This window comes from Paenarthrobacter sp. OM7, assembly GCF_029873575.1.
Taxonomy (GTDB): domain Bacteria; phylum Actinomycetota; class Actinomycetes; order Actinomycetales; family Micrococcaceae; genus Arthrobacter.
The window spans coordinates 3821003-3845339 of record NZ_CP123579.1 but is presented as its reverse complement, the minus strand read 5'-3'; the positions used below and the strand labels follow the sequence as shown (position 1 = coordinate 3845339).

The window sequence follows — 24337 nt, the reverse complement described above, 5'->3', positions numbered from 1 at the left end:
GTGGTGTCCGCTTTTCTCTCGGACCTGCGCCGTCCCTGGCTGTGGAAGGGCTCGGGTGTTGGCGCTGGGTTGGTGCTGGGCTTCATGGCCTTGGTTTCTGTTGCCGCAGCGCTTGGACCCGGTCCGTCCATGGAGGGCTTCGACGAGTCTTTGGTGGATGCAGGCCTGACGCTCACGCTCACTGCGGCCGCGGTGGTGGGCTCCTTCGCTTTCACCGCCGATTACCGCACTGGTTGTTTCAGCCGCCGGGTCCTGCTGTTTCAGCGGATCCCGGCGTTCCTGGGCCGGGCAGCCACTACATCATTGGGCGCGCTGATCAGCGGCGCATTAGTTGGCCTGACCTTTGTCCTATCCGGGAAACTGGTGGATGAATCGTGGCACGTGAGCTTGACCGTTGTCCCGGCCTTCGCGTGGCTTGCCGCCATGGGATCGGTGTGGGGGTTCGCTGCAGGTTCCCTCATCCGCAGCCACCTGGTGAGCCTGTTCGCCGTACCCCTTTCCCTTCTGCTCCCGGAGATGCTGATGGGCCCGGATACCACTTTCTTCCCGGTCCTTGCCGCCGACTGGGCACACCAATCAGCTGTCAACATACCGGCTTGGGGCTCTTTTATGGGAGCAGCGGGCTGGCTTGTAGTTGTCACAGCACTAGCCTTCGGAGTTTTCCTGAAGCGCGACCTCGCCTGACTGTTCAACCCCTTCCTAAGGAGTACAACGATGAATCGCAAACCCTTGTTATGGCTGCTGCTGGCCTTGGTGCTCGCCGCCTATGCTGTCTCGATCTTCGTCTCCAACCCAGGGCAATCGCCGTGGTCCATGATCACCGGAATCATCATGTCGGCCGCATCGGTGGTCATGGTGTGGAGATACAGCTGGGAGATCAGGAACAACCGCCCGTCGTGACCGAGCCGGATGAAGCCCGCCTCGTCGGCGGCCCAAGCGGGGCGTCTCGGAGGCGGGCTTGCAGGCGACGGTTGGAGGCCTTCCAACTGGCTTCAGACGAAGGAGTTATCTGGCGGGTTTGACCGGTTTTACCACTAGCGCCGAACCACCACCGCGCCTGGTCGGCTCGGCAGCTGCGGTCATCTGTCCGTCCTTGCCAAATTCGATGGCCGTCGCTGCCCCGATCTCCGCCGCCGACGTAAAGGCATCACCCGCCGGAACCAGGTCATGGCCCAACGACTCCAGTGCAGGACCATAGGCGTCAATGAAGGCGGGCTCGGAACTGACAGTCGCTCCATTTCGAGGTGCAGCCCGTGGCGCAGCAAGGGCCTCGGAGACTGTCATCCCCAGGTCGACGCGGTTCAGGATGGTCTGCAGCACCGTGGTGATAATGGTCGATCCACCGGGGGATCCCAGTGCCAGGAACGGCTTCTGGTCCTTCAAAATGATGGTGGGCGACATTGAGGAACGCGGCCTCTTGTTCGGTTCAATCCGATTGGGATCCTTCGGATCGTAGACCGTGCTGAAGTCAGTCAGCTCATTGTTCAGGAGGAAACCCCGGCCAGGAACAACAATTCCCGAACCGCCGGTCTGCTCGATCGTCAGCGTGTACTCCACCACGTTGCCCCACTTGTCGGCGACCGTCAGGTTCGTCGTGGAGATGTTCTCCGTATCCGTCTCCTTGGCGAGGGGCGCCACGGCAGCCGGGCACGCGCCGTCGTACGTTTCTATATTGCCGGGGGCGACAGGCTTGGGAGCGGCCGCCGTCGGATCGATTTCGCAGGAGCGTTCCTTGGCGAACACATCGTTCAGCAAAGTACCGGTGGGGACATTCACGAAGGCGGGATCACCCACGTAGGCGCCGCGGTCCGCGAAGGCCAAGGAGCTGGCCTCGAAGTAGTGGTGCAGGGCATCGGCCGGTTTCATGCCCTTAAGGTCGTAGTTTTCCAGGATGTTCAGCGCCTCGCCCACCGTGGTGCCGCCGCTGCTGGAGGGCGCCATGCCATAGACGTCATAGCCGCGGTACTCCACTTTGGTGGCGTCCTGGTCCAGCGCCTTGTAGTTGGCAAGATCCTGGGTGGTCATGAACCCCACCGGGACGGGAAGCTTGGTTTCCGCGGTCTTCGGCGGCGCCTGCACGGTCTTGGCGATCTCCTCTGCGAGCGGACCTCCGTAGAAGGCGTCGGTGCCCTCCTTGGCGAGCAGCCGGTAGGTCGTGGCGAGGTCGTGGTTCTGGAAGACACTTCCGACGGCGGGAGCGTCACCACCGGGAAGGAACAGGTCCCGGGTTGGAGTGAACGCATCGAAGCGGACCTTGTTGTCCAGGGTCTGCTGGCGGAATGTCTCATCCACGACAAAACCGCGGTTGGCCACCTTGATGGCGGGCTGCAAGGCTTCTCCCAAGTCCAGGGTTCCCCAGCGTTCCAGCGCGCGTTCCCAAGTGGCAGGAGTGCCGGGGACGCCGACGGAGACGCCGCTGGTGACCAGATCCGGCGTGAACTTGTGCGGCTGCTTGGTGGCAGGGTCAATGAAAGCGTCGTTGGGCATGCCGGCCGGAGCGGTTTCACGGCCGTCGATGGTGCCCACTTGTTTGGTCTTCGCATCGTAGAACACGAAGTAGCCGCCGCCGCCAATGCCGGCGCTGTAGGGCTCGGTAACGCCGAGGGTGGCTGCAGCTGCAACCGCGGCATCTGCTGCGTTGCCGCCCCTCTTCAGTACTTCAATGGCGGCCGCGGATGCCTCGGGATCCACGGTGCTCACGGCACCTCCGTAGCCGGTGGACGTTGCGTTCTTGTCGGTTGAGCGCGGATCGGCGAAGGCGGGACTGGCCATCGCCCCGCTCGTCGCCGTTAGGGCCAAGGCTGCCGTCACAGCAGCCAGTTGACGTCTCACATGTGTCATGGTTCCTCCCAGAGTTGTTCCAGACGGTGATGTGGGTGGACGGTCCGGTCACCCTACCCCGTGGCTCTGCAAGGGGACAACGGTTGTCATTCGGGTGGGTTTGGGGGTAAGGCGAGGCTCGAGGGAACCTATTCGTCGGCTCCCTTTGCACGGAGATCACCGATGATGGCTGCGGGGGTTCGGAGAACGGGGCAGGCCCAAACGCCCTGGGCGCCCACCAGTTGAGCGGCCAAGGGGTGATTGTTGGGATGCCAAGGACACTGGGGCCAATTGCTGTTGGTGGGGCCGTTTTCTTCGATAACCCATTCCTGGACCTGGTCCGCTACTGATACCAACTGCTCGGCCCGTGGTAGGTCACGCCTGACCGACACACCTTGTCCCGATGAGTCGCGGACGCTGTAAATCATTGCCGAGAGTGCCTGCGGGTCGTCGTTCCAAGCAAGATCTTCGATGCGTGGTTCCTCAAGACCGCTGGACCTCACATCCTGCAGAACGTGCCTGATGATCTCTACAATCTTTGCTGTCATAGCAGCCTCTCTGGCTGGAACCACTACGTCGACCTGGAACCACTAAGTCGACGCAACGGTACACCGGATATCAAGACCCAATCTCGCTGGACTTGTAGGCTCGGTATTCAGTCTGGGTTGTAAGTGTCCTGGAAACGTCATGAGGGAAGTAGGTTGATGGCCGCCGCCCTTGAATTCGTCAGGTACCAATCAACGAAAGTGAATACGCGCGGAATCCACGTCGGGATCTTTGGCCTGGCTAACGGACTGGCGAAGGACGGAAAGCTAAGCGAAGAGGACCATCGTTGGTGGCAGACCGCGAATGCTTGGTACGACGCCGCCTACCCTGACCCGAATCTCATGGATCCCACAGTTTATGACCGCACCATCAACCTCCACGCCCAAGCGTGGTTCAAGACGAGTGCCGTGCATTTACTGGACAGGGTCCCCGGCTATCTGGCGTTGTTGGATCGCCACGGGGTGCAATGGGAAGAACTTCGCTCATCAACGCCAGGACGCGTCCTCTACGAAGACGACGTTCAGGTGGTGGTGGTACCGACTCGCTGAGTATGTACCGTAGAGCCATGGCAATCAACTTTGACGTGCGTCGTGCCGAGCCTGCGGATGCGCTCGACATGGCAAAAGTACACGTGGATACCTGGCGCGAAACCTACCGGGGCTTGATGAGCGACTCGGAGCTGGACGATCCCGGTCTCCTGGAGTGGCGGGAGAAATTCTGGACCGCAGCGCTGACTGATCCCCGCTATGAAAAGAACAACGTCGCCGTCGCTTTGCATGACAACAGGTTGATCGGCATTGCCATGTCAGGCCCCTCATCTGATCTTCCTGAGGAGCCGCAGGAGTTGTACGTCCTTTACGCGTATGCATCGTCCCACGGCTCGGGCGTGGGAGCGGCGCTTCTCGACGCAGTGATCAGCCCTTCCGCACCTGCTGTGCTGTGGGTGGCCGACCCTAATCCGCGAGCCCAAGCCTTCTACCGGAAGAACGGATTCATTGCCGACGGAGCGGTGAAGGTCGAAGACGGCGTAAGGGACATCCGGATGGTCCGCACCTTTCAGACAAACTAGCCCGATGCCAAGGAGTTCCGACGAGCAATAACGAACCGGGCGCCAACACCCGTCAGGCCTATGACCAAGGCCAGCAGAATCGTGGGCAGCGCGGCTCCGTCGGGACCTAGGCCCCGCCCGAATACATCGCGTCCCATCGAGAGCATCGCCGGGATGTCTCCTGCCAGTACACGTGTGCCGAGGACGGATTGGACGGCGGTGAAAAGCGCCGGGAGCAGCCACAGGAAGAGGATGTTGAGCACCCAGGCAACCGCTCGACGGGCGGGCCGGAGGCCGCACCACGCCAGCGCGCAACCCACCAGGACGGCAGGAACCCATCGGGCAACAGTAGGTACGGCGGTGGGAACGCTGAGGAAGCCCACCGCGCTCACCACCCACACCACGGCCCACGACGTGACCGGGATGGCCATAAGCCCGAATCCGATGGTGGCCTTTACGGTTGAAGACGAAGCGATAAGTAACAACGCGACCAGCGCTGCCAGTAGGCAACCGATGACGCCGGCCAGAAGACCTCCGAAGTAGAGCCCGGGCAGGCTTCCGGGCAAGAGCCCCTCCCTGAGTACCACGAATGACTGGATGGTGGCGGCGACGTGAACCACGAGGACTCCGGATAGGGCGCACCACGTGACGAGTCGACGGCGGGCGGGTGACCAGATGCGAACTGTAAGCCCGGCAACAGCCCCACCAACCGTGAGGAGGGCCAGGATGGTGGTCGCCTCATATTGACTCAGAGGCAGCAGGGCCGTCGGCATCAGATCTGGCATCACCTGCGTAGCCCACAGGTTCTGAAGAGGCAGAGTAGCACCAGTAATCCACCACGGTGCGAGTCCAAGAACGCCAGCCAGGAGTCCGATCAACCACCCCCACAGCGCGTCCCGGGCGGCCGTGTTCGATGGCTTCCCGGACGGGACAGAGTGCTGTGCAGTTTGCTCGGAGTGGCTCACGAGGCTCCTCGTTTGAGTCTGACATGGAGTGCCCGAGCCTATAGGAGGAGGGCCAACCGCCAATACTACACCGAGTGGACTAATCCGAAGGTTCAAACAACCAACCGCAGCGGCTTCTGCCCCAACTGCACCGTGATCTCCTGCCCCCAAGATGCCGTCAGCCGGTCATCTTCCATGCCGTCGCCGAACACCACCAGCTGATCGGATGCCACGGTAATCCGCAGCACCTCGCCGGCTTCGAGTACGCCTTCGGTCAGTGAGGCGCCCGTGACGGGGGAGGGCCATGCTTCGCGGACGAACCACGCGAGCCGCGGATCGGTCGGAGACGGGAGTACACGCCCACCGCGTTCCAGGGCGATCGACGCGCACCAGCCGGTGGCGCCGGTGCCCGTGGAAACAATAAGGCCCGACGACGATTGCCGCTCGGTTTGCCCGCCGGACTGGGTGAAACTGGGCGCCGTCACGGTGTACTTTGCCGACTGGTGTGAGGCGTGCCCGATGAAAACTTCGTTGAGCGCCGAAAGCTGCTGCCCGTCGTCGAGCGTTGCCGTCACTGTGGTGAGGTCCTGGCAGTGCAGCCGCCCAACGTCGCCAGTGGCCAAGAGTGCAGCGGCCGCGGCCGGTGTGTGACGGACCAGGACTCCGGGGTTGGCGCCGGGCTCCGGGTCGATCCCGATGACCGGCTGCCCGTTCAGGTACTTGGCGACGTTCGCCACCAGCCCGTCCTGCCCCACCACGGCGATGATGTCCTCCGCCGTGAGCAAGAAGCGGCTGAGGTCTGCGCGTTCCACTTCGGCCTGCCGCCAGTCGGACGGCACGGCAGCGCGGACGGTGGCCAAGGCCGCGGTGAGGTGATCATGCCGGTCCTGCACGTCCTGGATGCTGCGGCCTCGTGTGCTGAGGAAGAACTCGGCCTGGCCGCGGGTGGCGTGCCGGTCCAGGAGTTCCTGGAGTTCGGTCCGCCGGTGGACGATGACGATGCGCGGGGTGGCCATGACGATCCTTACTTGGTGAGCTCAGTTGTGGCTGGTTCCTTGAACAGCCCGGCAAGTGCTCCACTGAGCAGGTCCGGAGTGATGGTCAGGTTCCCGATGTTCGGCAGGCTTCCGGCAGCGTCCTTCAGGGCCAGGGCCAAAAGCGTGGCCTGTTCCATATTGCGGTAAACCTCCATAGTGGCGGCTTCGCGGGCGGCGGCTGCTTCGCCCACCAGGCGGATTTGGTTCGCCTCGGCTGCTGCGCCAATTCCTTGCCGTTCAGCAGAACCCTGCGCCTCAATCAATCCAGCGGCGGCCTTCTCTTCTGCGGCGCGGCGGGCGTTTGTGCCTTCTTGGGCCACCAGGTTCTCGCGGCGTACTGCGAGTTCGATCTGGCTGGCCATCTCGTTCTCGGAGATGGTGCGTTCGCGTTCGACGGCGACTGCCCGCCTCTCGTAAACAGCGCGGTCCGCTTCGGCTTGGAGTTGCTCACGAACGGGAGTCTGCAGGGCGCGCTCGACGTCGGCTTCGGGCCGGACGGCCAACACCTGCACGCCGAGGATTTCGATGCCCGTGGATTGCAGTCGGGCATCTGCCCGCAGGGCCTCCGTGAGGACCAGTCGGAGTTGGCTGACGCCGCGTTCGAGCGCCTCGGCGAGGGTGGTGGTGGCGATCTGGTCGATCGCGTGGCTTTGGCACAGCTGGCCGATGATCGTGGAGACCTGCTCACGTCCGGTGGACGGCGCCTTGCCCGCGGTTTGCAGTCCGAAGTCGAGCCGGGTGGAGACGGCCACGGGGTCGATGAATCGGTAGGTCACGTTGGCCTGAACACTGACGTCCTGGTGGTCGCGGGTGATGGCGTGGAAAAGGGTGGGCAGTTCCTGGTCGTCCACGGGAACCTCGCTCAGCACAGAGTTCGCAGGGCGGAAGAAGAAAGCCTGGCCCACGCCTTGGTGTTTGACGGCGCCCTTTTGCAGGTGGACGACGTAGCCGGTGGGGCTGCCGAGGAAGTGGCTGAGCCAGGGGTAGCGCTTGATGGTGGCCATGAGGTTCTCGCTTTCGCTATTTTCTCGTCAAGTTGACGATAACTACACACTAGGGCGCATTCAGCTTTATTGTCAACATGACGATAACTTCCTATGCTTGATACATGCCCGCATCCCATTTCGCCCCCGAGCGCTTTCCGGTGACGGTCGACGTCGTCGCCCTTACTGTGCGCAACGGTGAGCTGAATATCCTGCTCATTACCCGACTCATCGAGCCCTTCAAAGGAAAGCTGGCCCTCCCGGGTGGCTTCGTTCTGGCGGGCGAGGACCTGCTCGAAGCGGCGGGTCGGGAACTGGCGGAGGAGACCGGCGTCGAACATTTGCCCGGTCACCTTGAGCAGTTGGGAAGTTACGGCCCGAAGGGGCGCGACCCCCGCGGCGACGTCCTGACAGTCGCGCACCTGCTGCTCGCGCCCGACTTTCCTGTGCTGTCAGCGGGCAGCGACGCTGAACAGGCGGCCTGGTATCCGGTGCGGGAGGTCCTTGATGGGAGGCTCGAGCTGGCCTTCGACCATGCGCGCATCCTCGAGGACGCTTTGGAGCGGGCCAAGTCGAAGCTCGAATACTCGCCGCTGGGTGCTGCCTTCTGTGGCGACGAATTCACCATCGCCCAGCTTCGCGCCGTGTACGAGGCCGTGTGGGGGACCCGCCTGGACCCGCGTAACTTCCACCGGAAGGCGACGGGGACGCCCGGCTTCCTCGAGGATACCGGGCGGATGACAGCGGGCGACGCCGGGAGGCCGGCTGCGCTGTTCAGGCTCGCCCCCGCTGCGCGTCCGACGGCGGGCCAACCCACCCGCGCGGTGCTGAACCCGCCGCTGATGCGGCCGAGGTTGTTGTCAAGCTAGCAAGAACGAACCATCGCCCCACAACGATCATCGTTGGGTGCTAGCGCTTAGGGACTCATGCGACAGTCCGTTAATCAAGACATGCTTCGGTTGTCCCGTAAGGGATCCTTTGGCGGGCGTAGGTAGTCAGTCGAATCGGATGAAAGCTCTGACCGATCCTCCTTGGAATTCCTCGGTCTGGGTGTAGCCGAGCGCTTCATAGAACGCTTTCTGCTTCGGCTCGTCGTCGGTGATTAGGACTTTCTGACGCACGTGTGGGTACTGTTCGAGCGCTCGTTCAGCGAGGGCTCGTCCTATACCTCTTCTGTGATGCGACGGCCGGACAAGAACGTCCTGGAGGTAGCAAATGGAAGCACCATCGGAAATGACACGCGCTAGTCCAACCAGCGTCTGGCCGTCATGAGCGGCCACGAGTGTGGAAGATCCTTCCAGCGCCCGGACTAGAATGTCAGGGTCCTTCGTGTAGACATGCCATTCCACGGCACGGTACAGCTCAAGGACTTCGCTGAGCGGCAGGTCTTTGGTCTTCACTATGTTGATGGTGGTCATGCTCCATGCAAACACGCACCTTAGTCATTGGGGTGTCTTCGAGTTGCGTGCCCGTATACCGATCCTTCACCGGACGTCGCAACTCGGAGAGCTAAGTGGACTATTGGCCGGCATCTGCAACGCGGTTTCGCGCTTGCGCGAGCAGCTCGGTGTAATTTGCTTCGAAGGGCGCGACAACAACTGACTCAAGGTCAGATTGAATGTCCCAAAGGACCCGTTGCTCGGCCTGATGAGTAACCACGCGGGCCTTACCGTCGTTCAAATGACATAACCAATCGAACAACACCAGTGCTTGATCCTCGTCGAGTTAGATTTTCACCTGCTCCGGCATACCCAGGTCCCTTTTCCGACAGAACTTCGGTCCGTTAGTTTATCGCTGCCGTTGGCCCGCCGCCGGGAGTAAATCCGCTAGAGGATCCATACTCGGGGTTCACAGAGACCGGTGGACGGTCTCTGTTTACGGCCGCAACCACGCGCCAATCACGGCATTGACTAAGACTGCCTTTATGCTGGCGCCATAGTTGAAATGAAGAGGTGCCAACATGGCGAGAGCACCGTATGTGCCCAACGAATTACTTTCGCGGCTGGTGTGCGACCGGATGTATTCGGTCGAGTTTGTTCTGAACGACTACGTGCAGTTGCGATTCGACGGCACGTCTGACGGCGGTCCCGTCATCCTTAACTGCTACGTATGGCCTGTCGTCCAGGCAGCTGGCCGTTTGTGGCACGAGCAAGACCTCGGCTACGCGGATGCACTACGTCGCTTGACCCCCGGCGCAGTGATCTCGACAAGCGAAGCCACAGGTAGTGGCATACGCGTCGAGCTTGATACTGGAACGATAGTGATACATCCGGCGAGGGAAGATGTCTACGTCGAGATAGCTCACCTCATGGGATTCTCCGATCAAGCGTGGATGGTCTGGCGCCCAGGCGAGGAGAGCTTTGAGGACTTAGCCTGACTGTTTCTCATAGGATCCCTCACCGGGCACTTGCCTGCTCCTGAAAAGGCCGGCCTTCGCTGTGATGTACTCGATGTATGCCCGTCGTAGAGATCGATCGCCGTCAGGACCCCGCCGCCGTAGATCGGATCTTGCGCTCACTACCTGACTGGTTCGCCATTGAAGAAGCCGTCGTCAATTACGTCGAGAGCGCTTGGCGGCGGGACTCATTCCTCGCCATTATCGACGGCGAGGTGGTCGGTGTTGCCTTGGTGAACCGTCATTTTCCAGAATCCGCGGAACTGAGCTTGATCGCCGTGCAGGCAAATCACCGCAGCAAAGGAGTCGGCTCGGCCTTGGTCAACGCGGTCTCGACGTCGCTCGTTGTCGAGGGCTGCCAACTGCTTCAAGTCCATACTGTGGGTCCATCATTCGAGGACGACGCCTACGCGAAGAGCAGGGCTTTCTACCGTCGAGCCGGGTTTCTACCGCTACAAGAGTTTGAACGCATCGACTGGGATGGTCCCTCGCTTATCATGGTGAGGCCGCTCGCAAAACAGTCTGCCCGGTGAGGGATCGGCTACGGGCGGCCGTGAGTGCCGTTTCAGGATTGCGTGTAAGTTGTGCCCATGGTCGAACTTCGGGCATTCACCGATGCGGATATAAAAGCGCATAACGCTGGTGAGGACGACGAGACGGTTCGTTGGTTATCCGGGAGAGCTGGGACCGTCGATTCCACCCGCCAATACTTTGCGATGCTGGCTGAGAATGCGAGCCGCGGGACAGGTAAGCGCGGATTCGCGATATGGCTTGACGACCAGTTGGCTGGATATATCGATTTCGACCCCGAGATAGACGACTTGCCTGCCGCCGGCGATGTGAATATCTCCTACGCCGTTCATCCTTGGGCACGCCGTCGAGCTGTCGCGACGACTGCTGTCCTTCTAGTCTGCCGCTACATCGCGGACAACGACATTGGTGACCGGGCAATCATCCGCGCTGACCCGCAGAACGCTGCATCAATCGGTGTAGCGGAACGCTGCGGCTTCCGCTACACCGCAGACAGCGCCCCGATTACCGACCGGAGTCCGGACGGCTCGCCCGTCGTTTACCTGACCTACGCTCTCGATCTTCGCGGCAAGGCAGACGCCCGATAAGGGATCCGTTACCGTGCGCCGCTGCTTCTGCGAACGACTCCGCAACGGCGGTCGCCAGGTCGGTTCATCTCAGTCATCAGAAGCGACAATGACGTGGAGCGTGCCGAGAATCCGATCGATCACAATGTACTCGTGGAAACCCAGGCTGCCGGTGACGAAGCCGTAGTCATGTTCAGCTTCACGCGGGGGATTGTGCAGCTTCAGGACAGGACCTGAGTCCAAGAGTGAATAGATGGTTCCCAACCGTTGAATGGCATCGGCGGGTTGGGAGAATTCCGGGTCCGTCCAATCTTGGTCATTTGCCCAGACATCGATCTCGGCTCTCGCGGTTTCGGCCGTCGATGCCTCGAACAGACCCGGATGGATGGCATCAATCCTCCACCGCCCGTGGATGCCCCATGCGCGGACTTCCGTCGCCGGAGGAAAGGGGGATGCATAGTCGTGCTGATACCCGGGGCTCTGTATCAGGCTCTCGAGAATGGACTGGCTGTCCTGGCCCGGGTCGATGAGGAATGCGTCAGGGCGACCCACATAAAAGTACCGGGCCCTAGATGGACGGTGTCTTCTCCAACAAGAGGCAATGTCATTGCTCAAATGTATTTCAAGGTTCGGTGGCTGGGCCGTTGGCGGCGCGTGCACCAAGTAGATCGCCACTCGGCAACTATCTCGGTCTTGCCATAAGGCGATCCTCAAGAGGACGCTGGGCGTCCGATGGGCGCCGTTCAAGTTTGACGCGCACTCAGAGGTGCGGAGCTCAGGGGAAGTACTTGACTCGGTATCCTTAGGATCCAGTTATGACCTGCTGAAGGATGGATATGAGTTTATTCAGACGAGTGACCGCAGGGTTGGTGGTCGTGGCTTCACTCACGGCCTGCAGTCCTGAGCAGCCGCTCCCTGCTCCTACAGCAGCCGAAATCGGTGGAACATGGGTCAATGGCGAGACTCGCCTCACCCTGATGCAGGACAAAACCTTCAGGCTCGAGAAAGCTCCTAGCTATCTGGATCCCTTGGGTGACCAAGACTGGAAATCTGGCAATTCCGGTTCCTACAACTCCAGTGGGACGTGGGATTTGGGTCCTGGAATGCTGCGGCTAAGCGGGTCGAAAGTGACCTTTCCGCTCTATTTAGGCCAGTCGTCCTCCGAGCGAGTGCTTGAGTTCGGAATCGACCTCGCCGATGACGCCAGGTGCTTCCAGCTAGTGCGCGAGGGATCAGAAACGGTTCCTCTGGGGCCAAAAGACTGCATTACCTAGCCGAATAATTCGGAAGGATGGCAGCTCTAGGGTCACGTGGTGCCCCGGTGACGGTCGGCTAACGGACTGCAGATATGTTGTTGCAATGCGAAAGCGAAGCGGCGATGGCCGCGGAACAGGTGACAGTATCTTCATCGAACACGGTACGACCGATGCAGTGACAGCGTTCTTGTCCTCATGAGGAACGACATCGTATGCCCAAGGTGCGGGCAGGACTGGGTGAAACCGTACCGACTTGTAAAGACAGGCGAACTCTTTCAGCTATGTTGTGAATGCGACGCGGTTTGGTCCATCGGAATTGAACCCAATCTGACATCCTTTGGAACCTTCGATACTTTCATGGCAGTACGTGGTTTGTCGGAAGTAGGGGACGAAATCGAGGAGGTCCAGTGGCGCAGCGTGGAGGGGATGGCGTGAGCAACGCCGGGCAAATCAACGTCGAACTCAGCCAACACGAGGCATTGGTGCTCTTTGACTGGCTGGCCCGATTCAACGAGCGCAAGGATGTGGATTTGGCTGACCAAGCCGAGCGGCGTATCTTGTGGGACATTGAATGCTTGCTCGAATCGGTACTGATTCAGCCATTCTCAGAGGACTACGCCTTACTGCTGGCTGCGGCTCGAAGCCGGCTCGTGGGCCCGAGTCCATCGTGACATGAGTGCGGCAACAATAATGAGGAAGATCGCGCGAGAGCGATGGCGGGTGCTGGTGCGCTTGAGCGAGCACCTCCCTCCTTGTCTAGAAACGGATGCCCGGTGAAGGATCGGCGGATTCAGGCGGTTATTGCAACAGGAGTCCTTCGATCCTTTACGGGGCATCCTGACGACGGCGGTCGAGGTTAGGAGGGCCCAGGGGCCTACCAGATGTCCCAGACCACGCCTGCGAACCAGTCCGCTGTGTCCGACCGGGAGTTCTCGTCGCCCAGGGGTTCCAGAATGCACAAAAGTGCTCGGGCAAACTTTGGGCCTGGTTCGATGAGATGCGTGTGCAGCTCGAATTCGTTCAGATAGTTCCAGCAGCTGCCTTTGGCCCGCTCGAGAGCCTCCGGAGTTCCCTTTCCCATCGACCAGTACGATTCTGCTGTGGCCAAGACCGGCTGCAGCTCAAGAGGCGCCGCTATTTCTTTGATGTGGTGGAGCAGCACCAGCATCAAGCCTTTCCATCTGTCTGTTCCTTGGGCGGCCGCGACGTGCTCGCCAGCGGACTGTAGCTCCCGTGAAGTCATCGGCCTGTTCAGGTCGGGCATGCCATGGTCTGTTTGGCGGCCGGCGATCTTGTCCAGTTCTTCGTTGACGATCTCGGCGGCGCTGGGGTCTCCGTCGTAGTAGTCCTCCCAGAATCCGGGCACCAGCCAGCGTGGTGGTGCAAATTTGAGCACACCACCGTCACCGATTCTGGCCTCCCAGCTCTCTGGAATTGTTCTGTCGCTGGTCATAACCGCTCTGGAATCAACCCAAGCCATGCTTCTTTGATCGTCGGCCAATATTTGGATCTCCACCCGCCCGCTGGGGTACGCCAACAGGGAGGTCACCGTATATTCGGCGTCGAGTTTGAGCCAGCCGGTACCTTCGAAAGGCCGATCTGCATCCGGCTGGGAAATCTGTGTGCAGATGACTTTCATGAGTTTGACCGAGCCGCGGCTAGTTTCTTATGTGTGAGCGGGCTGGTCGGTTGGCACCCTATCCGCCACTGCCGTTCCGGTGCTGCTTCTTCCGGATCGCACTGGTCTCCTCTGAACGTCCCCCTGGGTAACGATTGCCTCGACATGCCGACAGTCTATGGCCGGCCAACCATGCGTCCGGTGAGGATCCTTTACCGGGCATCCTCAGGAAACAGACCTCGGACTGGCTCAGAACCCCTCCCCGCGTTGGTTGAGACACTTCACGGCGAGGCGACTAAACGACGCTCCTCCTGCGCGCAGAGCCTTGGTCGCCGTCATGAAACAGTCCGTAGACAGTCTCTTGGATTTGCTGGCGGATGCCTCGGGTATCGTCCAGAGAGAGACCGTCACAACATTCGCGGAGGAAGAACCATTAGTCAGCCATCAAACCACGTAGCCGCGCCACCTGGCTGGTACGCGGACCCAGCAGGAACGATGAGGCTTCAATGGTGGGACGGTGCCGCATGGACGGGGCAATTCTCCGACTTGCCCGCAGAAGGATTGAAAGACAGGCCCCTCCTGCCGCCAAGAACGCCCATATCCACCCCCTTTCTTTGGGCGCTGCTGTGGCTACCTGCGCTGTTGCTCATTCTGGACATCGCGGTGAAGTCTTTTCATGGCTACGCCATCGGACCCGACGGAGCCCAGCTCACTGATCCCGACCTCGAGCTCAGCCTTGGCGATCTCATCGTTGGCGGTGTCGGACTGCCCGTGTACGCGGCCAATGTCGTGATGGCCCACTTGGACTGGCGCAGACTCAAACGCCTCGGCGTCGTGCGCCCCTTTCACTGGGCCTGGGGATTTCTCTCAACCATCTACGTCATCGGGAGGACCGTGGTCGTCCGCAAAGTAGTACCTGGCAGTTCCATCGCGCCGATCGTGATAACCATTGGCCTGAGCATAGTAAGCATGGCCACCAACTACAGCTGAGCCCCATAGCAAGTACCTGTCAAAATCGGTCACACACACCCGCACAGGCAGCGCATTTGCAGTCGAGTTTTTGATGCACACTTACGCGTCCTCCCGACGTGATAATCAGGCACTCTTTGCTGGACTCAGTAAGGATCGCGGTTGAGCATCGGTTATAGACGCGGCTGCAACACCTAGCGACCCCAGACCGCCGCCACGAAGCGATCCACAGGTGCCTGGGTAGTGCCGCCACGGCGTCAGGAAGGGTGCTTTTGCATCAAGGTCCCGCCGGCGAATCCCTCAGTGGTCCTTGACCCGACTTGCAAGGTCCCACCAAAGCGATGTCCCGGTGAAGGATCCTTCACCGGGCGTCCGGCATCGCGCAGGACCACCTACGGGCGTGGCACGACGAGAGCTGCCGGACCAAACCGGGGCTAAGACGGGCACCCCGACGGGAGCCGCTCGGGGCTAAGCGCGCACCATGAAGCCTCGCGGGTTACTTCTAGTCGGACTTGGCGTCGGTGCTGCGGTTGTGGCCTTGGCACTCCTGCTGTTTAGCCGGCCAGGGAGCGGGGTGTGCCCGGCCATGGGATACGCGTACGTCGGCCCAGTGGAGCTCCAGTTTTCCCATGAACCCACGTCGGTCGCAGCCTGCTTCGAGGAAGACTGCACTCCAGCGCCGGTGGCTAAGAGCCTTGATGGCAAGTGGATGGTGCCCCAGTCAGCGCCTTACTTTATCCAACCCGCCAGCGCGAGGACGGTCTACGTTGAAGCCGTGCTCTCTTCGGGTTCCCGCGCTGCCCGCACATTTCCTATCGAAACGGAGTCCACCGGGGAATATCCCTATGGCCGCGAGTGCGGAGGCCCGTTTAGGTTCCTGCCAGTTAAGGTACCGATCGGCTGAGCCAATCGCGTGCAACAAGACGGTGGCCTAACGGACGATTCAGCGACCGATTGGGGATCCCTGACCGGGACAGCGCTAAGGGTCAGTCGTCGGTGCTTTTGCGAAGTAACGTCGTGCCATCCGAGACCGGCGCCACTCGGATAGATGCAGCGTGGAGATCAATTTCGCCGAGGCCTCCTTCGACGGTGTAGTGATTTCCCTCAATGATGAGGGAATCGATATTGCCGTAGTCGACCGACCCGTCAGGGTCGCGCGAAGGCCGGGAACCGAGCTGACCCGTCCAATTCAAATCTGTTACACCATCGAACACCAGCACCCCATTGCGGTAGCAGTACTGCTCGCCGGGCCGCGGCGGGGAATAAGACGGGTGTTCCTCGGTCAGTACGAACTCCACGGTAATGACTAGTTGGCCCGGGGTTGAACTGACGCCCAGGACCCAGCTGTCTTCCAGATAGAAGTCCCTAAGAACTTCATGTTTAAAGTACTTTCCCAAAGGTGGCTTTCCTATCTGCCCATGCACAGGTGAATTCCACGGTGCGGTCAACTGTATCGCCGGGTCTAAAGCAGCACCCACCTAAGCTGGGGCCCACTTGGACAATGCGAGTGTTCGACCAGTTACTGCCCGGAGAAAAATGCGAGACCGCGCCGTCTACACGCACACCCAGCAGTAGAGCCTCTCCCCGGAAGCTTTGGACCGTCTGGCCAGGCCGGCCAAATCCTTTAGGAAGCCGGCAAGAAGCGCCGGGTCAGCGGCGTTCCAGAACTCCTCGGTCTCCGACCATGGGATCGCCACCTGCTCAAGGGCTGAGTCGGAAGCCGTGGCCAACGCCGTGGAAAGGGGCTCCGTGAGGGTCAGTACAAGACGCTCTCCACCATCCCGATCCGCGAGGGCGTGGCCGCTCCGGGGATCGTCCATGACATCGTCAAAAGACCGCCCAGTGAGCAGCTCTTCTAGCGTTCCCAGCTGCACGACCGGATCAATACCGTTGCCGGATACCGTGTCAAAAACGGCCGCATCGGGGTAAGCCACGGTCGCCGGCGCCGTCGGTTGGCGTTTGCGGCCGAAGATGCCTCGCCGGGGCTCAACTGACGGAGCGATCATCGCCTGGGATCCAGGACCTCCGACACGATCGATCACCGAGGCTGCTTCCTCATCGGAGGCAGCAGAGAAGTAGTCAAAAAGAACGCCCATAATCAGCATTCTCCACTACGTGCGGCCGCATGACGCCGCGGCGTCTACTTCTCGTTGGCAATCCCGTAGGTGACTGAGTGGGGAAGACAAAGAAGTCCGGACCAAGTGCGCCTAGTGGTGAACTACGGCCAACTTCATAAATCACCTGCCCGCGAGCCCATCCCTCACCGGACGCTTTGGTGCCCGTTCGGCCGCCGGCTTCATTCCCCGCAGACAGGTATGGTGCTCGCATGGCACAAATTATCGTTTACGGGCATCGAGGGACACTTGGCCCTCGGCGGGCGACGTTGAAGACTGCGATTCACGGTGCGGTCATGGCAGCTTTGGAGTATCCGGCAGACAAGGCTTTCAGCGCTTTATCCTGCTGGACGATGAGGACTTCGTTCATCCTGAGGATCGCGGTGCCGACTACACAATTATTGAGATCTCCATGTTCGAGGGGCGCTCTGATGATGCCAAACGTGCGTTGATCGCAGAGCTTTTCCATCGCATCGAGGCGGAAGCCGGGATCGCGCCGCACAGTCTTGAGATCACGATTACCGAGACTCCCAAGGTGAACTGGGGCATCAGAGGATTGAACGCCGCTGACCTCGCTCTTGGCTACAAAGTAGAGGTCTGACCGGCAGCATCGTGAACGATAACGGATCGGCTTACGGGCATAACTGAACATTGCTCGCCATGGATGACACCACTTGATCAGCGGACTCCTCTGGGGAAGGTTAGCTTGTGCTGGGCTATTTTCAGGCTCGTAGCTGTTGTCAATAGACTGGCGGAGTCCGACGCTCGTGCGAATCGACACGTTGGCTTGGACTAAATCAGAAACCGAATTGGGGATCCACCGTTTTGCCTGCTGAAAACCCGAAAATCACTGTTGTTGTTCCGACCTACAATGAGCGGGAGAATCTTCCTGTCCTTCTCTCCCAACTTGGCTCATTGGAGATTCCGAACCATGTGCTCGTTGTGGACGATAGCTCTCCTGATGGAACCGGACAGGTCGCTGACCGGTTGGCAGTAGATTCCGGCGGGACGATAACAGTCTTGCACCGGAAAGAAAAAGATGGGCTGGGCAGGGCTTACGTGGCCGGTATGACTCTTGCTTTGTCGGAGACCGCGGACATCATCATTCAAATGGATGCGGATCTTTCCCACCCGGTGTCGGTGATCCCAACGATGGTCGAACGGATTCATGCCCACGGTGCTGAACTGGTGATCGGATCGCACTACGTTACTGGCGGCTCCACGGCCGCGGAATGGCCGTGGCACCGCAAAGCGCTCTCTACCTGGGCGAACTTCTACGTAGGAGTGATTCTCGGCCTGAAAGTTAAGGATGCAACAGCGGGCTTCAAGGCCTGGACGGCTTCATCCCTGAGCCGCATTGACGTCGCATCAATCAAGAGTGACGGCTATTCCTTCCAGGTCGAGATGAATTACAGGGCAGCCCAGCAAGGCTTGGTAATTACCGAAGTGCCCATTCGCTTCGAAGAGCGCGTGGAAGGGGCATCCAAGATGGACCTCCGTGAGCAGCTCGAGTCGGCCCTCACACCCTGGAAGCTACGCTCTCAAAAGAAGAATTAGTTCTCAAACCCTCGCTGGTGGCTTCAGTAACGCTGTTCCAGGAGCACTATTTGATTCCCTGGCCTTTCAGGCTGAGGGATCAGGCTGCGGGCGGAGATCTGAGCTGGCAGACGCCTATCAACTCACCTGCATTCCACCTTTGAAGTGGCTTCGATGATTCTTGTGGGTGCGTCCGGGAATCCTGCATCAGACAAGCCGGCTCTTACCTCAGCTCTTACCGCCTCAACGTAAGCGTAGCCTTCAAGTGAGGTCTCGGTGATCTCTCGGTGGCCTGATCGCGACTCAAGGATCGTCGTTTTCCAAGCATTCAGTTCAGAGGGATCGACAGTGGCGGCCGCAAGGGCTCGGGCAGCTGCGTCGGAGGCGGCCGCAGGCACGTCGACATCCTGCGGTTCAAGCCACCATTGAGCACTGCACGTTCCTCCTTGCACGGTAAATGTTTCTTCCCGATCAGGGTCTCCGCGCCCTACCCCGCACGCGCAGTTCGTCGTCACGATTATTAAAGCAAGAAGACTGATCCACGATTTCCTCCCCATGAAAACCAGCCTACGGCCAATGAGTGCAGCTGGGGATCAGCTAGTAGCCTGCCCGGAGGGGCCCGGTAAGGGATCGCTCAACGGACGAACATATTCGGCTTGAGCTAGATTCACTTGGGAGTCCGTTGGGTCTTCTGCCGGAGGGTTTCTTTGTGACTGTCGGGAGAGGGGGGCTACACACTTCCTGTTTCACTTGGTAGCCATTCAGGGTGGGCTGTTTCCAAGGCTTCTCGTGCTTCGAGCGTGGGGGCGATGATGTCTACTCCGCCGTCATAGGGAGCATAGACCCAGGTCATAGCGGGGTCGGTGACAATGAATTTCGCGACGTCCTCGGCAGCTTGTTCGAGAAGTCCAGTGAGTTGTCCGACCGTGTCGTATGACGAGACCCAGAAGTAAGTTTCGGGGGCTTTCTGCCCGGGAACGTCGCCGTGGAGGTGGTTGTCCAAGTGAACCCTCCAGGGCCATGAGCCGGGCATGTGCTTCTTTGTCCAGCCGCTGTGAATGTCGTTTGTGTCGTAGTCCTGGCCGATGACTCGGATCCGGGTTGAACCCGAGATGGCCAGCAAGTCATTGAGAAGAGTTTGGTGGCGGTGCAGCACCTCGTCCCGCTCTTCGCTATTTTCGGCGTAACGCTTGGCCCGTGGCAGGCTGTGGAACCTGAGCCACAGACCGGGCTCATGGTCCCTGAGGCTGCTTCCACTGGGTTCGCAACCTGGCCATGCGGACTCCCACTGGTCTGTGAGTTCCTTCGCCCGCGGGCTGTTCTCGCCGTTTTTGAAGTTCCCGCCTTGGCGCCATAAGCGGCGCCAGTGGCTGATAAAGATCCACTTGATGCTGTATCCGCGCAAGACTCGATGAAGGAAGAGCGTCTTCACTCTCAACAGCATCGTTTCCCTCTTCTTGTTCTCGTCGGTCATTACCGGATCATCACACATGCGTGCCGCTGAATACGAAACGCTAGCTTCCCGCTGGACGGGGAGCGCTGAGTCACCTCGACGGTGTCCGGTAAGGGATCCTTTACCGGGCGCATTATGTGCAGCGGGGATTCACGAGGGTGCGGGGCAGGTGCCATCAGTGCATGGGCCATTGCTAGGTTTCTGCGTCGCGAATGATCTGTTCAAGGTATGCAACATGGGAGAGGAAGGCTTTTCGGCCCGTCTCCGTCAGTGAGGCCCAGCCGTGTGGGCGGGTGTCGACCGTGCGTGAGGAGAGTTGTATGTAGCCGGCTTCCTCTAGTCGTTTGAGGTGTTTGCTGAGAACTGAGGGGCTTATGTCCAGGCTGTCACGCAGGAGTTGGTATTCGGTGTCGCCGAGCCGGTGCAGGAGGCTGCAGATTCGCAGGCGGTATGGGCTGTGAATTAAGTCGTCCGAGGCTGGCAGCGGATGTTCTGGGAAAGGCATTATCGATTCTCGCGGATCGAAGTGGCGAGTGCATTCTCCATTCGGGCGCTTGACCATAGGCATGCGGCGCCTGCGAGAACGGATGTGAGCCAGAGTACCCATTCCTCTTTTGTGATGGTGAAGAGGAGGATGCCGGCTGCCCCGAATACGAGTACGGCTGCCGTTTGGAGCAGCCCCCATCGAAGGGCCGGGCTGTCGGCCCAGGGATCGGCTTGGGTCTTGGTTACCCAGGGGCGGATAAGGCCTAGTCCTACCGCAGCTGCGGCGCTGATGGAAATGACCAGGATGAACGCGCCGCCTTCCAATCCGAAAGCCCGGATAAATGCAACCACCGCCAGTGCGAACCCGAAGCGGTACCAGAAGGGAGCACGGGCTCTGTGGGCGATCCTCGATGTGTCCTGCCGGAGCGTTTCAAGGGCTTTGCGAGCTGCGGTTGCCTCAGTTTCCCCGCTATGATTTTCCATATTGGAAAACTATCGATTTCCAACCGGGAAAGTCAAGGTCCGATGAGCGGGTTGAGCTGATTTCAGCGTCCCGCAGCCGGTCGTCCACCAGGCGTGCTAGCGCCCGCTTGGGGATCCTTTACCGTGCAGCCTTTCCCTATAGGAAGGAGTGCTCGCTCGGGAACACCCGTACCTGCCTTCGATCTGCAGGGTCTTCCTCATTGGAGTGGCCACATACCGGTCACAATTGGCTAGGGTCATGAGATACTTCGAGCCTCAGCCAGCAGTAATGCGTAGACCTCTGAGCATGGCTGAATCAGTACCCGATTCGAGCCCTCCGCGCTGCGTCACTGGACCTCTTCGATTTCGTCCTCTACTTCCGATAGACCACGTACTGCCATGAAAGTGTCGAAGGTTCCAAGGGATGTCATATTGGGTTCGATTCCGATTGACCAAACCGCATCGCACTCATCACAGAGTTGAAAGGGTTCGCCTGTTTTTACGAGTCTGTACAATTTGACCCAGTCCTGCCCGCAATTTGGGCAAACGATCTCGTCCCTCATGAGGACGAGAACGCTGTCATTGCACCGATCGTCCAGCGTTTGATGAGGACCCCGTCCTCTATTCCGCGGCCATCGCCGCTTCGCATTAGCATTGCAACAACATACCTGCAGCAGGCGCTGCCCCAGTTGGCGCCATCCTCGTTGACCAGATTCTGTCCCACTGCTTAGAGAGTGTGCGAGTGATTCCCGGGCAGAGCACGGAGGGTTGGTGATGAGATGGCAACTATGAGACTTACCTACGCGAACTTAGACTCTGACAACATCGGAGGAACGAGCCAAGCTGACTACTTGGTCGGTCTTGATGCCGATCTCACTGTCTCGGTAGGGCCTGCGCTACTCTATCGGGAGCCAGCCTTTCCCATAGTCGAACTCGCTCGCAGCTTGTTTCTCTGGCTCAACGACGCGAACCGAGGCGACTTCATGTTTGACTCGATGTCCTTTGAAGAAGTTGGCGCGGTTGCACTGACGCGTGGGTCGTCAGGATGGCTGGTCGGGTCAGTATTCAGCCCCGATGTGATCAGCAATCCACTCGATTGGGCGGAAGTTGAGAGCGGCTGCAGAGAGTTCCTCAGTCAAATCGAATTCGACCTCCTATCGCTGGGGCTCGACCCTGGTGAGGTAATTCATCGTTGAGTCAGCTTCTTCACCGGACTCGAGAGCATGCCCGTTGCAGGATCCTCTACCGCCCGACCAGCAGGGCCCTGAGCGCCTCCACCGTAGCCGTCAGCTCTTCGCCGGGATCCAGGTCGAACTCACCCTTCGCAGACCAAGGATCCAGCCGCTGGAATTCGTTCAGCTCGATGGAGAAATGAATGTGACCGACGTGCTTCGCGACGAGTCGGAAATCTCCCTCCGGAGAAGTGAACAGTTTGTCGCCATCCCAACCCCGCCAACTGGCTTCGATCTCCTCGAAAAAGGAAAGAAGACGCGACCACCCATCGAGGTCGTAGACCCGTTTGCGGGCGCAGAGCCCGTCGAAGTTCGCTGTGATCAAGAGGTAATCGGAACTCTCCCGAGAACTAGGTTCCCCTGGCTCTGTACGGAGGTGGAGCGTCCCCTTGTGACCGATGAGTACCTCGTTCATCGAAAGGTTGCCGGTTGAGAAGTCATGCGCAGGACGGGCTGTTCGAAGCCCGCCAAGTCGCCGGCCCAGAGGTCGTCTGCCCTGTAGGTCACGAAGCGGAAGGCAGCGGAGGGGTACTCTTCGTCGGGACCGTAATCGACGGACATCCAGGTGTCGATCCGGACGTCCCCCAGGTCAGCGGCAGCTGAGGCGACGCCTCGCCCCAGCATGATGCCCTGGGCGAGGCAGCGGGCCGCCCATTCGCTCGTGCCCACGAAGGCCAGCCAAGCAGCAGACCTATCCGCGCCGGCGATCAGCCAATCCAGCGGAAGCTTGTTAATGTAGCCCTCGAATCCGGTGGGACCACCGAGACTTGCCACGCTCGACTGCCGAATATTGTGCAGTTGCGATACGAAAAGCAGACACCCATCCCGAATCGTCAGTCCCTCGTCTAGTTCAGCCTGTATCCGGGGATCCAGGCTGCCTGCCTCTACGAAGGGATGCGCTAAAAGACGAAGGGGTCGCATGGCCTCATTCATCGACTCGATTATCACATAGCCATAGTGCCATTGCCCGAAGCGGAACCGACCAACTAAGACCGTTGCTGCATGTCCGTGAGCCGATCCTTTACCGGACGGCGCTCCCCCGGATGCGATGGCCCGGTTTCGTCTTTGCAGTCCCGCCTTCCGTATTTCACACTGGTCTAATGCACTCATCGTGGACCCGGGTACTTGGGCTTGGGCAACACTCATGGCTAGGTCTCGTTGGACACGTCCTCTTCATCGGTGATGAAACGCGGCCTAAAAGGCAGCTCGATCTGGAGAACCCGATTGGGCTACTTCCGTGTCTGGAACGTCCTTACGAGGAAGTCCGAGCAGAACTTGAGGCGCGCGAGCTTGAGCTGTCCATGGTGCCCGGGACACTGCTTTCAAAAGTTCCGCTGGCAACGATTCCGACGACAGCGGTGGCGACTCAGATGGACTATTGGACATCCCTCTCCGTGCCCTGGCTGGCTTCACTTCCCGCCAGCGACGTCGACGACAACGTCATCATTGCCATCGAAGAAGCGCCTTGGGCCAGCCAGGCGAGCAGGCATGGCGCCCGTAGACTTCAGCGGAGTAGGACTAGAACCTAGTCAAGGTGGCCTGAGAATCCTTCATGGCCTGCACACGAGCGAAAGTGTATCCTTCTGCGTTCGTCTGGGTACTCTCACTTGTATGGAAGCTCTGTATCAACCGAATGCAACAGGCTTCGAAGCCTTGGACGAACTCGACCACGTCGACTGGAACCGGCTGCAGCACGCGTACGGAATAGGGGTCGTTTCCCTGGAAGGCTCCAATGCGTCACTTAGCATTGCCGGCGACGTAGCGCGATCATTAGCGGCGCTTCGAGACGACCCTTCTATCGCAATCGGTGATGGGCTCTACTCCAACGTCTGCCACCAGGGAACGGTCTATGAAGCAACCGCCTTTGCAGTTCCCTTTATCGCAGCAGTTGCCGCTGGTGATGTCCCAGACTCGATCCGCATACCCTTGCTGACGCTCTTGGGGGACATCTCTATCGGAGGAAGCTACGTGGCTCCTCACGGGTCTCACTCGGGTGCTTACGGAGATCAGGTTGGTGTCCTCGTCACTGAATCGCTCGCCACTTCCCTGAGACGCTTCACAGCGTTCCGAACGCCCGAGCTCGTGGCACTGGTCCAAGCGATCCGGTCGCTTCTTGATCACTCAACCGACACACACCGCGAGGCGGTTGAGTCCGCAGTCGACTCTGCACTCACGCTCGCTCAGCAGTAGAAGCGGCGCCCGTTAGCCGGTCCTCCACCGGCCACTCTTCACTCCTGAGAAGCTCCGAGCCAATTCCCCGTAACTCCCTGGGGCCTCGGATTCCCGTAAGACCCGCCCGCAAAATTGCCCGGTGAAGGGGCCCTAAACGCTACACGTCCAC

29 protein-coding genes are annotated in these 24337 nt (G+C 59.9%); 13 read left to right on the top strand and 16 right to left on the bottom strand.

Annotated elements, in window-relative coordinates:
* A complete protein-coding gene (locus QEH68_RS17680) occupies positions 1–684 on the top strand; it encodes a hypothetical protein (RefSeq protein WP_280623706.1) in 684 nt (227 codons plus the stop codon).
* A 30-nt stretch (positions 685–714) separates the two neighbouring features.
* Complete coding sequence (locus tag QEH68_RS17675; protein WP_207594894.1) at positions 715–900, top strand: hypothetical protein; 186 nt, start codon at positions 715–717, stop codon at positions 898–900.
* A 105-nt stretch (positions 901–1005) separates the two neighbouring features.
* On the opposite strand, the gene ggt is transcribed toward QEH68_RS17675, so the two are convergent.
* Positions 1006–2841, bottom strand: coding sequence for a gamma-glutamyltransferase (gene ggt / locus QEH68_RS17670; protein WP_280623704.1), 1836 nt, complete (start codon positions 2839–2841; stop codon positions 1006–1008).
* A 128-nt stretch (positions 2842–2969) separates the two neighbouring features.
* The gene (locus tag QEH68_RS17665; protein ID WP_280623702.1) at positions 2970–3368 is read right to left on the bottom strand and encodes a hypothetical protein; all 399 of its coding nucleotides are present in this window, start codon (positions 3366–3368) and stop codon (positions 2970–2972) included.
* A gap of 156 nt (positions 3369–3524) precedes the next feature.
* Between QEH68_RS17665 and QEH68_RS17660 the strand changes: the two genes are divergently transcribed.
* A complete protein-coding gene (locus tag QEH68_RS17660) occupies positions 3525–3914 on the top strand; it encodes a hypothetical protein (protein ID WP_280623700.1) in 390 nt (129 codons plus the stop codon).
* A gap of 17 nt (positions 3915–3931) precedes the next feature.
* Entirely contained in the window at positions 3932–4435 is a 504-nt protein-coding gene (locus QEH68_RS17655) for a GNAT family N-acetyltransferase (protein WP_207594887.1), read from the top strand.
* Here the strand turns inward: QEH68_RS17655 and QEH68_RS17650 are convergent.
* The 3 genes from QEH68_RS17650 to QEH68_RS17640 all read right to left on the bottom strand — a co-directional run bounded on the left by QEH68_RS17650 (position 4432) and on the right by QEH68_RS17640 (position 7399).
* Complete coding sequence (locus QEH68_RS17650) at positions 4432–5379, bottom strand: hypothetical protein (RefSeq protein WP_280623698.1); 948 nt, start codon at positions 5377–5379, stop codon at positions 4432–4434. The genes QEH68_RS17655 and QEH68_RS17650 overlap by 4 nt on opposite strands.
* A gap of 92 nt (positions 5380–5471) precedes the next feature.
* On the bottom strand, positions 5472–6374 hold the full coding sequence (locus QEH68_RS17645) for a hypothetical protein (RefSeq protein WP_280623696.1): 903 nt from the start codon (positions 6372–6374) through the stop codon (positions 5472–5474).
* A gap of 8 nt (positions 6375–6382) precedes the next feature.
* The gene (locus QEH68_RS17640; protein WP_207594884.1) at positions 6383–7399 is read right to left on the bottom strand and encodes an SPFH domain-containing protein; all 1017 of its coding nucleotides are present in this window, start codon (positions 7397–7399) and stop codon (positions 6383–6385) included.
* Between the two features lie 104 nt (positions 7400–7503).
* On the opposite strand from QEH68_RS17640, the gene QEH68_RS17635 reads away from it, so the two are divergent.
* The gene (locus QEH68_RS17635; RefSeq protein WP_280623692.1) at positions 7504–8247 is read left to right on the top strand and encodes an NUDIX domain-containing protein; all 744 of its coding nucleotides are present in this window, start codon (positions 7504–7506) and stop codon (positions 8245–8247) included.
* Between the two features lie 126 nt (positions 8248–8373).
* Here QEH68_RS17635 and QEH68_RS17630 read toward each other — a convergent pair whose 3' ends face one another.
* Complete coding sequence (locus QEH68_RS17630; RefSeq protein WP_280623690.1) at positions 8374–8796, bottom strand: GNAT family N-acetyltransferase; 423 nt, start codon at positions 8794–8796, stop codon at positions 8374–8376.
* A 542-nt stretch (positions 8797–9338) separates the two neighbouring features.
* Here QEH68_RS17630 and QEH68_RS17625 point away from each other — a divergent pair.
* From QEH68_RS17625 to QEH68_RS17615, 3 genes are all read left to right on the top strand, one after another.
* Entirely contained in the window at positions 9339–9755 is a 417-nt protein-coding gene (locus QEH68_RS17625; RefSeq protein ID WP_280623688.1) for a hypothetical protein, read from the top strand.
* 77 nt (positions 9756–9832) lie between these two features.
* Positions 9833–10306, top strand: coding sequence for a GNAT family N-acetyltransferase (locus QEH68_RS17620; RefSeq protein ID WP_280623686.1), 474 nt, complete (start codon positions 9833–9835; stop codon positions 10304–10306).
* A 57-nt stretch (positions 10307–10363) separates the two neighbouring features.
* Positions 10364–10891, top strand: a complete 528-nt coding sequence (locus QEH68_RS17615) for a GNAT family N-acetyltransferase (RefSeq protein WP_280623684.1) — start codon at positions 10364–10366, stop codon at positions 10889–10891.
* Between the two features lie 69 nt (positions 10892–10960).
* Here QEH68_RS17615 and QEH68_RS17610 read toward each other — a convergent pair whose 3' ends face one another.
* Complete coding sequence (locus tag QEH68_RS17610; protein ID WP_280623682.1) at positions 10961–11422, bottom strand: hypothetical protein; 462 nt, start codon at positions 11420–11422, stop codon at positions 10961–10963.
* A 1111-nt stretch (positions 11423–12533) separates the two neighbouring features.
* On the opposite strand from QEH68_RS17610, the gene QEH68_RS17605 reads away from it, so the two are divergent.
* Complete coding sequence (locus QEH68_RS17605; protein ID WP_280623680.1) at positions 12534–12797, top strand: hypothetical protein; 264 nt, start codon at positions 12534–12536, stop codon at positions 12795–12797.
* Between the two features lie 203 nt (positions 12798–13000).
* Here QEH68_RS17605 and QEH68_RS17600 read toward each other — a convergent pair whose 3' ends face one another.
* Positions 13001–13627 carry a hypothetical protein gene (locus QEH68_RS17600; RefSeq protein ID WP_280623678.1) on the bottom strand — a complete coding sequence of 209 codons (627 nt, stop codon included), beginning with the start codon at positions 13625–13627 and terminating at the stop codon, positions 13001–13003.
* Between the two features lie 780 nt (positions 13628–14407).
* Here QEH68_RS17600 and QEH68_RS17595 point away from each other — a divergent pair.
* Positions 14408–14734 (top strand): hypothetical protein, encoded by a 327-nt coding sequence (locus QEH68_RS17595; RefSeq protein ID WP_280623676.1) that lies wholly within the window; start codon positions 14408–14410, stop codon positions 14732–14734.
* Positions 14735–15699: 965 nt separating this feature from the next.
* Here QEH68_RS17595 and QEH68_RS17590 read toward each other — a convergent pair.
* The 3 genes from QEH68_RS17590 to QEH68_RS17580 all read right to left on the bottom strand — a co-directional run bounded on the left by QEH68_RS17590 (position 15700) and on the right by QEH68_RS17580 (position 17479).
* Entirely contained in the window at positions 15700–16110 is a 411-nt protein-coding gene (locus tag QEH68_RS17590; RefSeq protein ID WP_280623674.1) for a hypothetical protein, read from the bottom strand.
* Between the two features lie 156 nt (positions 16111–16266).
* Positions 16267–16809, bottom strand: a complete 543-nt coding sequence (locus tag QEH68_RS17585) for a hypothetical protein (protein ID WP_280623672.1) — start codon at positions 16807–16809, stop codon at positions 16267–16269.
* Positions 16810–17110: 301 nt separating this feature from the next.
* A complete protein-coding gene (locus QEH68_RS17580; protein ID WP_280623670.1) occupies positions 17111–17479 on the bottom strand; it encodes a hypothetical protein in 369 nt (122 codons plus the stop codon).
* A 173-nt stretch (positions 17480–17652) separates the two neighbouring features.
* Between QEH68_RS17580 and QEH68_RS17575 the strand changes: the two genes are divergently transcribed.
* The gene (locus QEH68_RS17575; RefSeq protein WP_280623668.1) at positions 17653–18384 is read left to right on the top strand and encodes a polyprenol monophosphomannose synthase; all 732 of its coding nucleotides are present in this window, start codon (positions 17653–17655) and stop codon (positions 18382–18384) included.
* Between the two features lie 709 nt (positions 18385–19093).
* Here QEH68_RS17575 and QEH68_RS17570 read toward each other — a convergent pair.
* The 3 genes from QEH68_RS17570 to QEH68_RS17560 form a co-directional block, all read right to left on the bottom strand.
* Positions 19094–19837 carry a hypothetical protein gene (locus QEH68_RS17570; protein ID WP_280623666.1) on the bottom strand — a complete coding sequence of 248 codons (744 nt, stop codon included), beginning with the start codon at positions 19835–19837 and terminating at the stop codon, positions 19094–19096.
* Between the two features lie 172 nt (positions 19838–20009).
* Positions 20010–20321 carry a transcriptional regulator gene (locus QEH68_RS17565; RefSeq protein ID WP_089594590.1) on the bottom strand — a complete coding sequence of 104 codons (312 nt, stop codon included), beginning with the start codon at positions 20319–20321 and terminating at the stop codon, positions 20010–20012.
* Complete coding sequence (locus QEH68_RS17560) at positions 20321–20785, bottom strand: hypothetical protein (protein ID WP_089594591.1); 465 nt, start codon at positions 20783–20785, stop codon at positions 20321–20323. Before QEH68_RS17560 ends, QEH68_RS17565 begins: the two co-directional genes overlap by 1 nt.
* Before the next feature lie 830 nt (positions 20786–21615).
* Here QEH68_RS17560 and QEH68_RS17555 point away from each other — a divergent pair.
* Positions 21616–21960 carry a hypothetical protein gene (locus tag QEH68_RS17555; RefSeq protein WP_280623661.1) on the top strand — a complete coding sequence of 115 codons (345 nt, stop codon included), beginning with the start codon at positions 21616–21618 and terminating at the stop codon, positions 21958–21960.
* Positions 21961–22006: 46 nt separating this feature from the next.
* Here QEH68_RS17555 and QEH68_RS17550 read toward each other — a convergent pair whose 3' ends face one another.
* Both QEH68_RS17550 and QEH68_RS17545 read right to left on the bottom strand, forming a co-directional pair.
* Entirely contained in the window at positions 22007–22321 is a 315-nt protein-coding gene (locus QEH68_RS17550) for a DUF6228 family protein (protein WP_280623659.1), read from the bottom strand.
* Positions 22322–22407: 86 nt separating this feature from the next.
* Complete coding sequence (locus tag QEH68_RS17545) at positions 22408–22770, bottom strand: hypothetical protein (RefSeq protein WP_157731675.1); 363 nt, start codon at positions 22768–22770, stop codon at positions 22408–22410.
* A gap of 837 nt (positions 22771–23607) precedes the next feature.
* On the opposite strand from QEH68_RS17545, the gene QEH68_RS17540 reads away from it, so the two are divergent.
* Entirely contained in the window at positions 23608–24186 is a 579-nt protein-coding gene (locus QEH68_RS17540; protein WP_280623655.1) for a hypothetical protein, read from the top strand.
* Positions 24187–24337 lie beyond the last annotated feature (151 nt).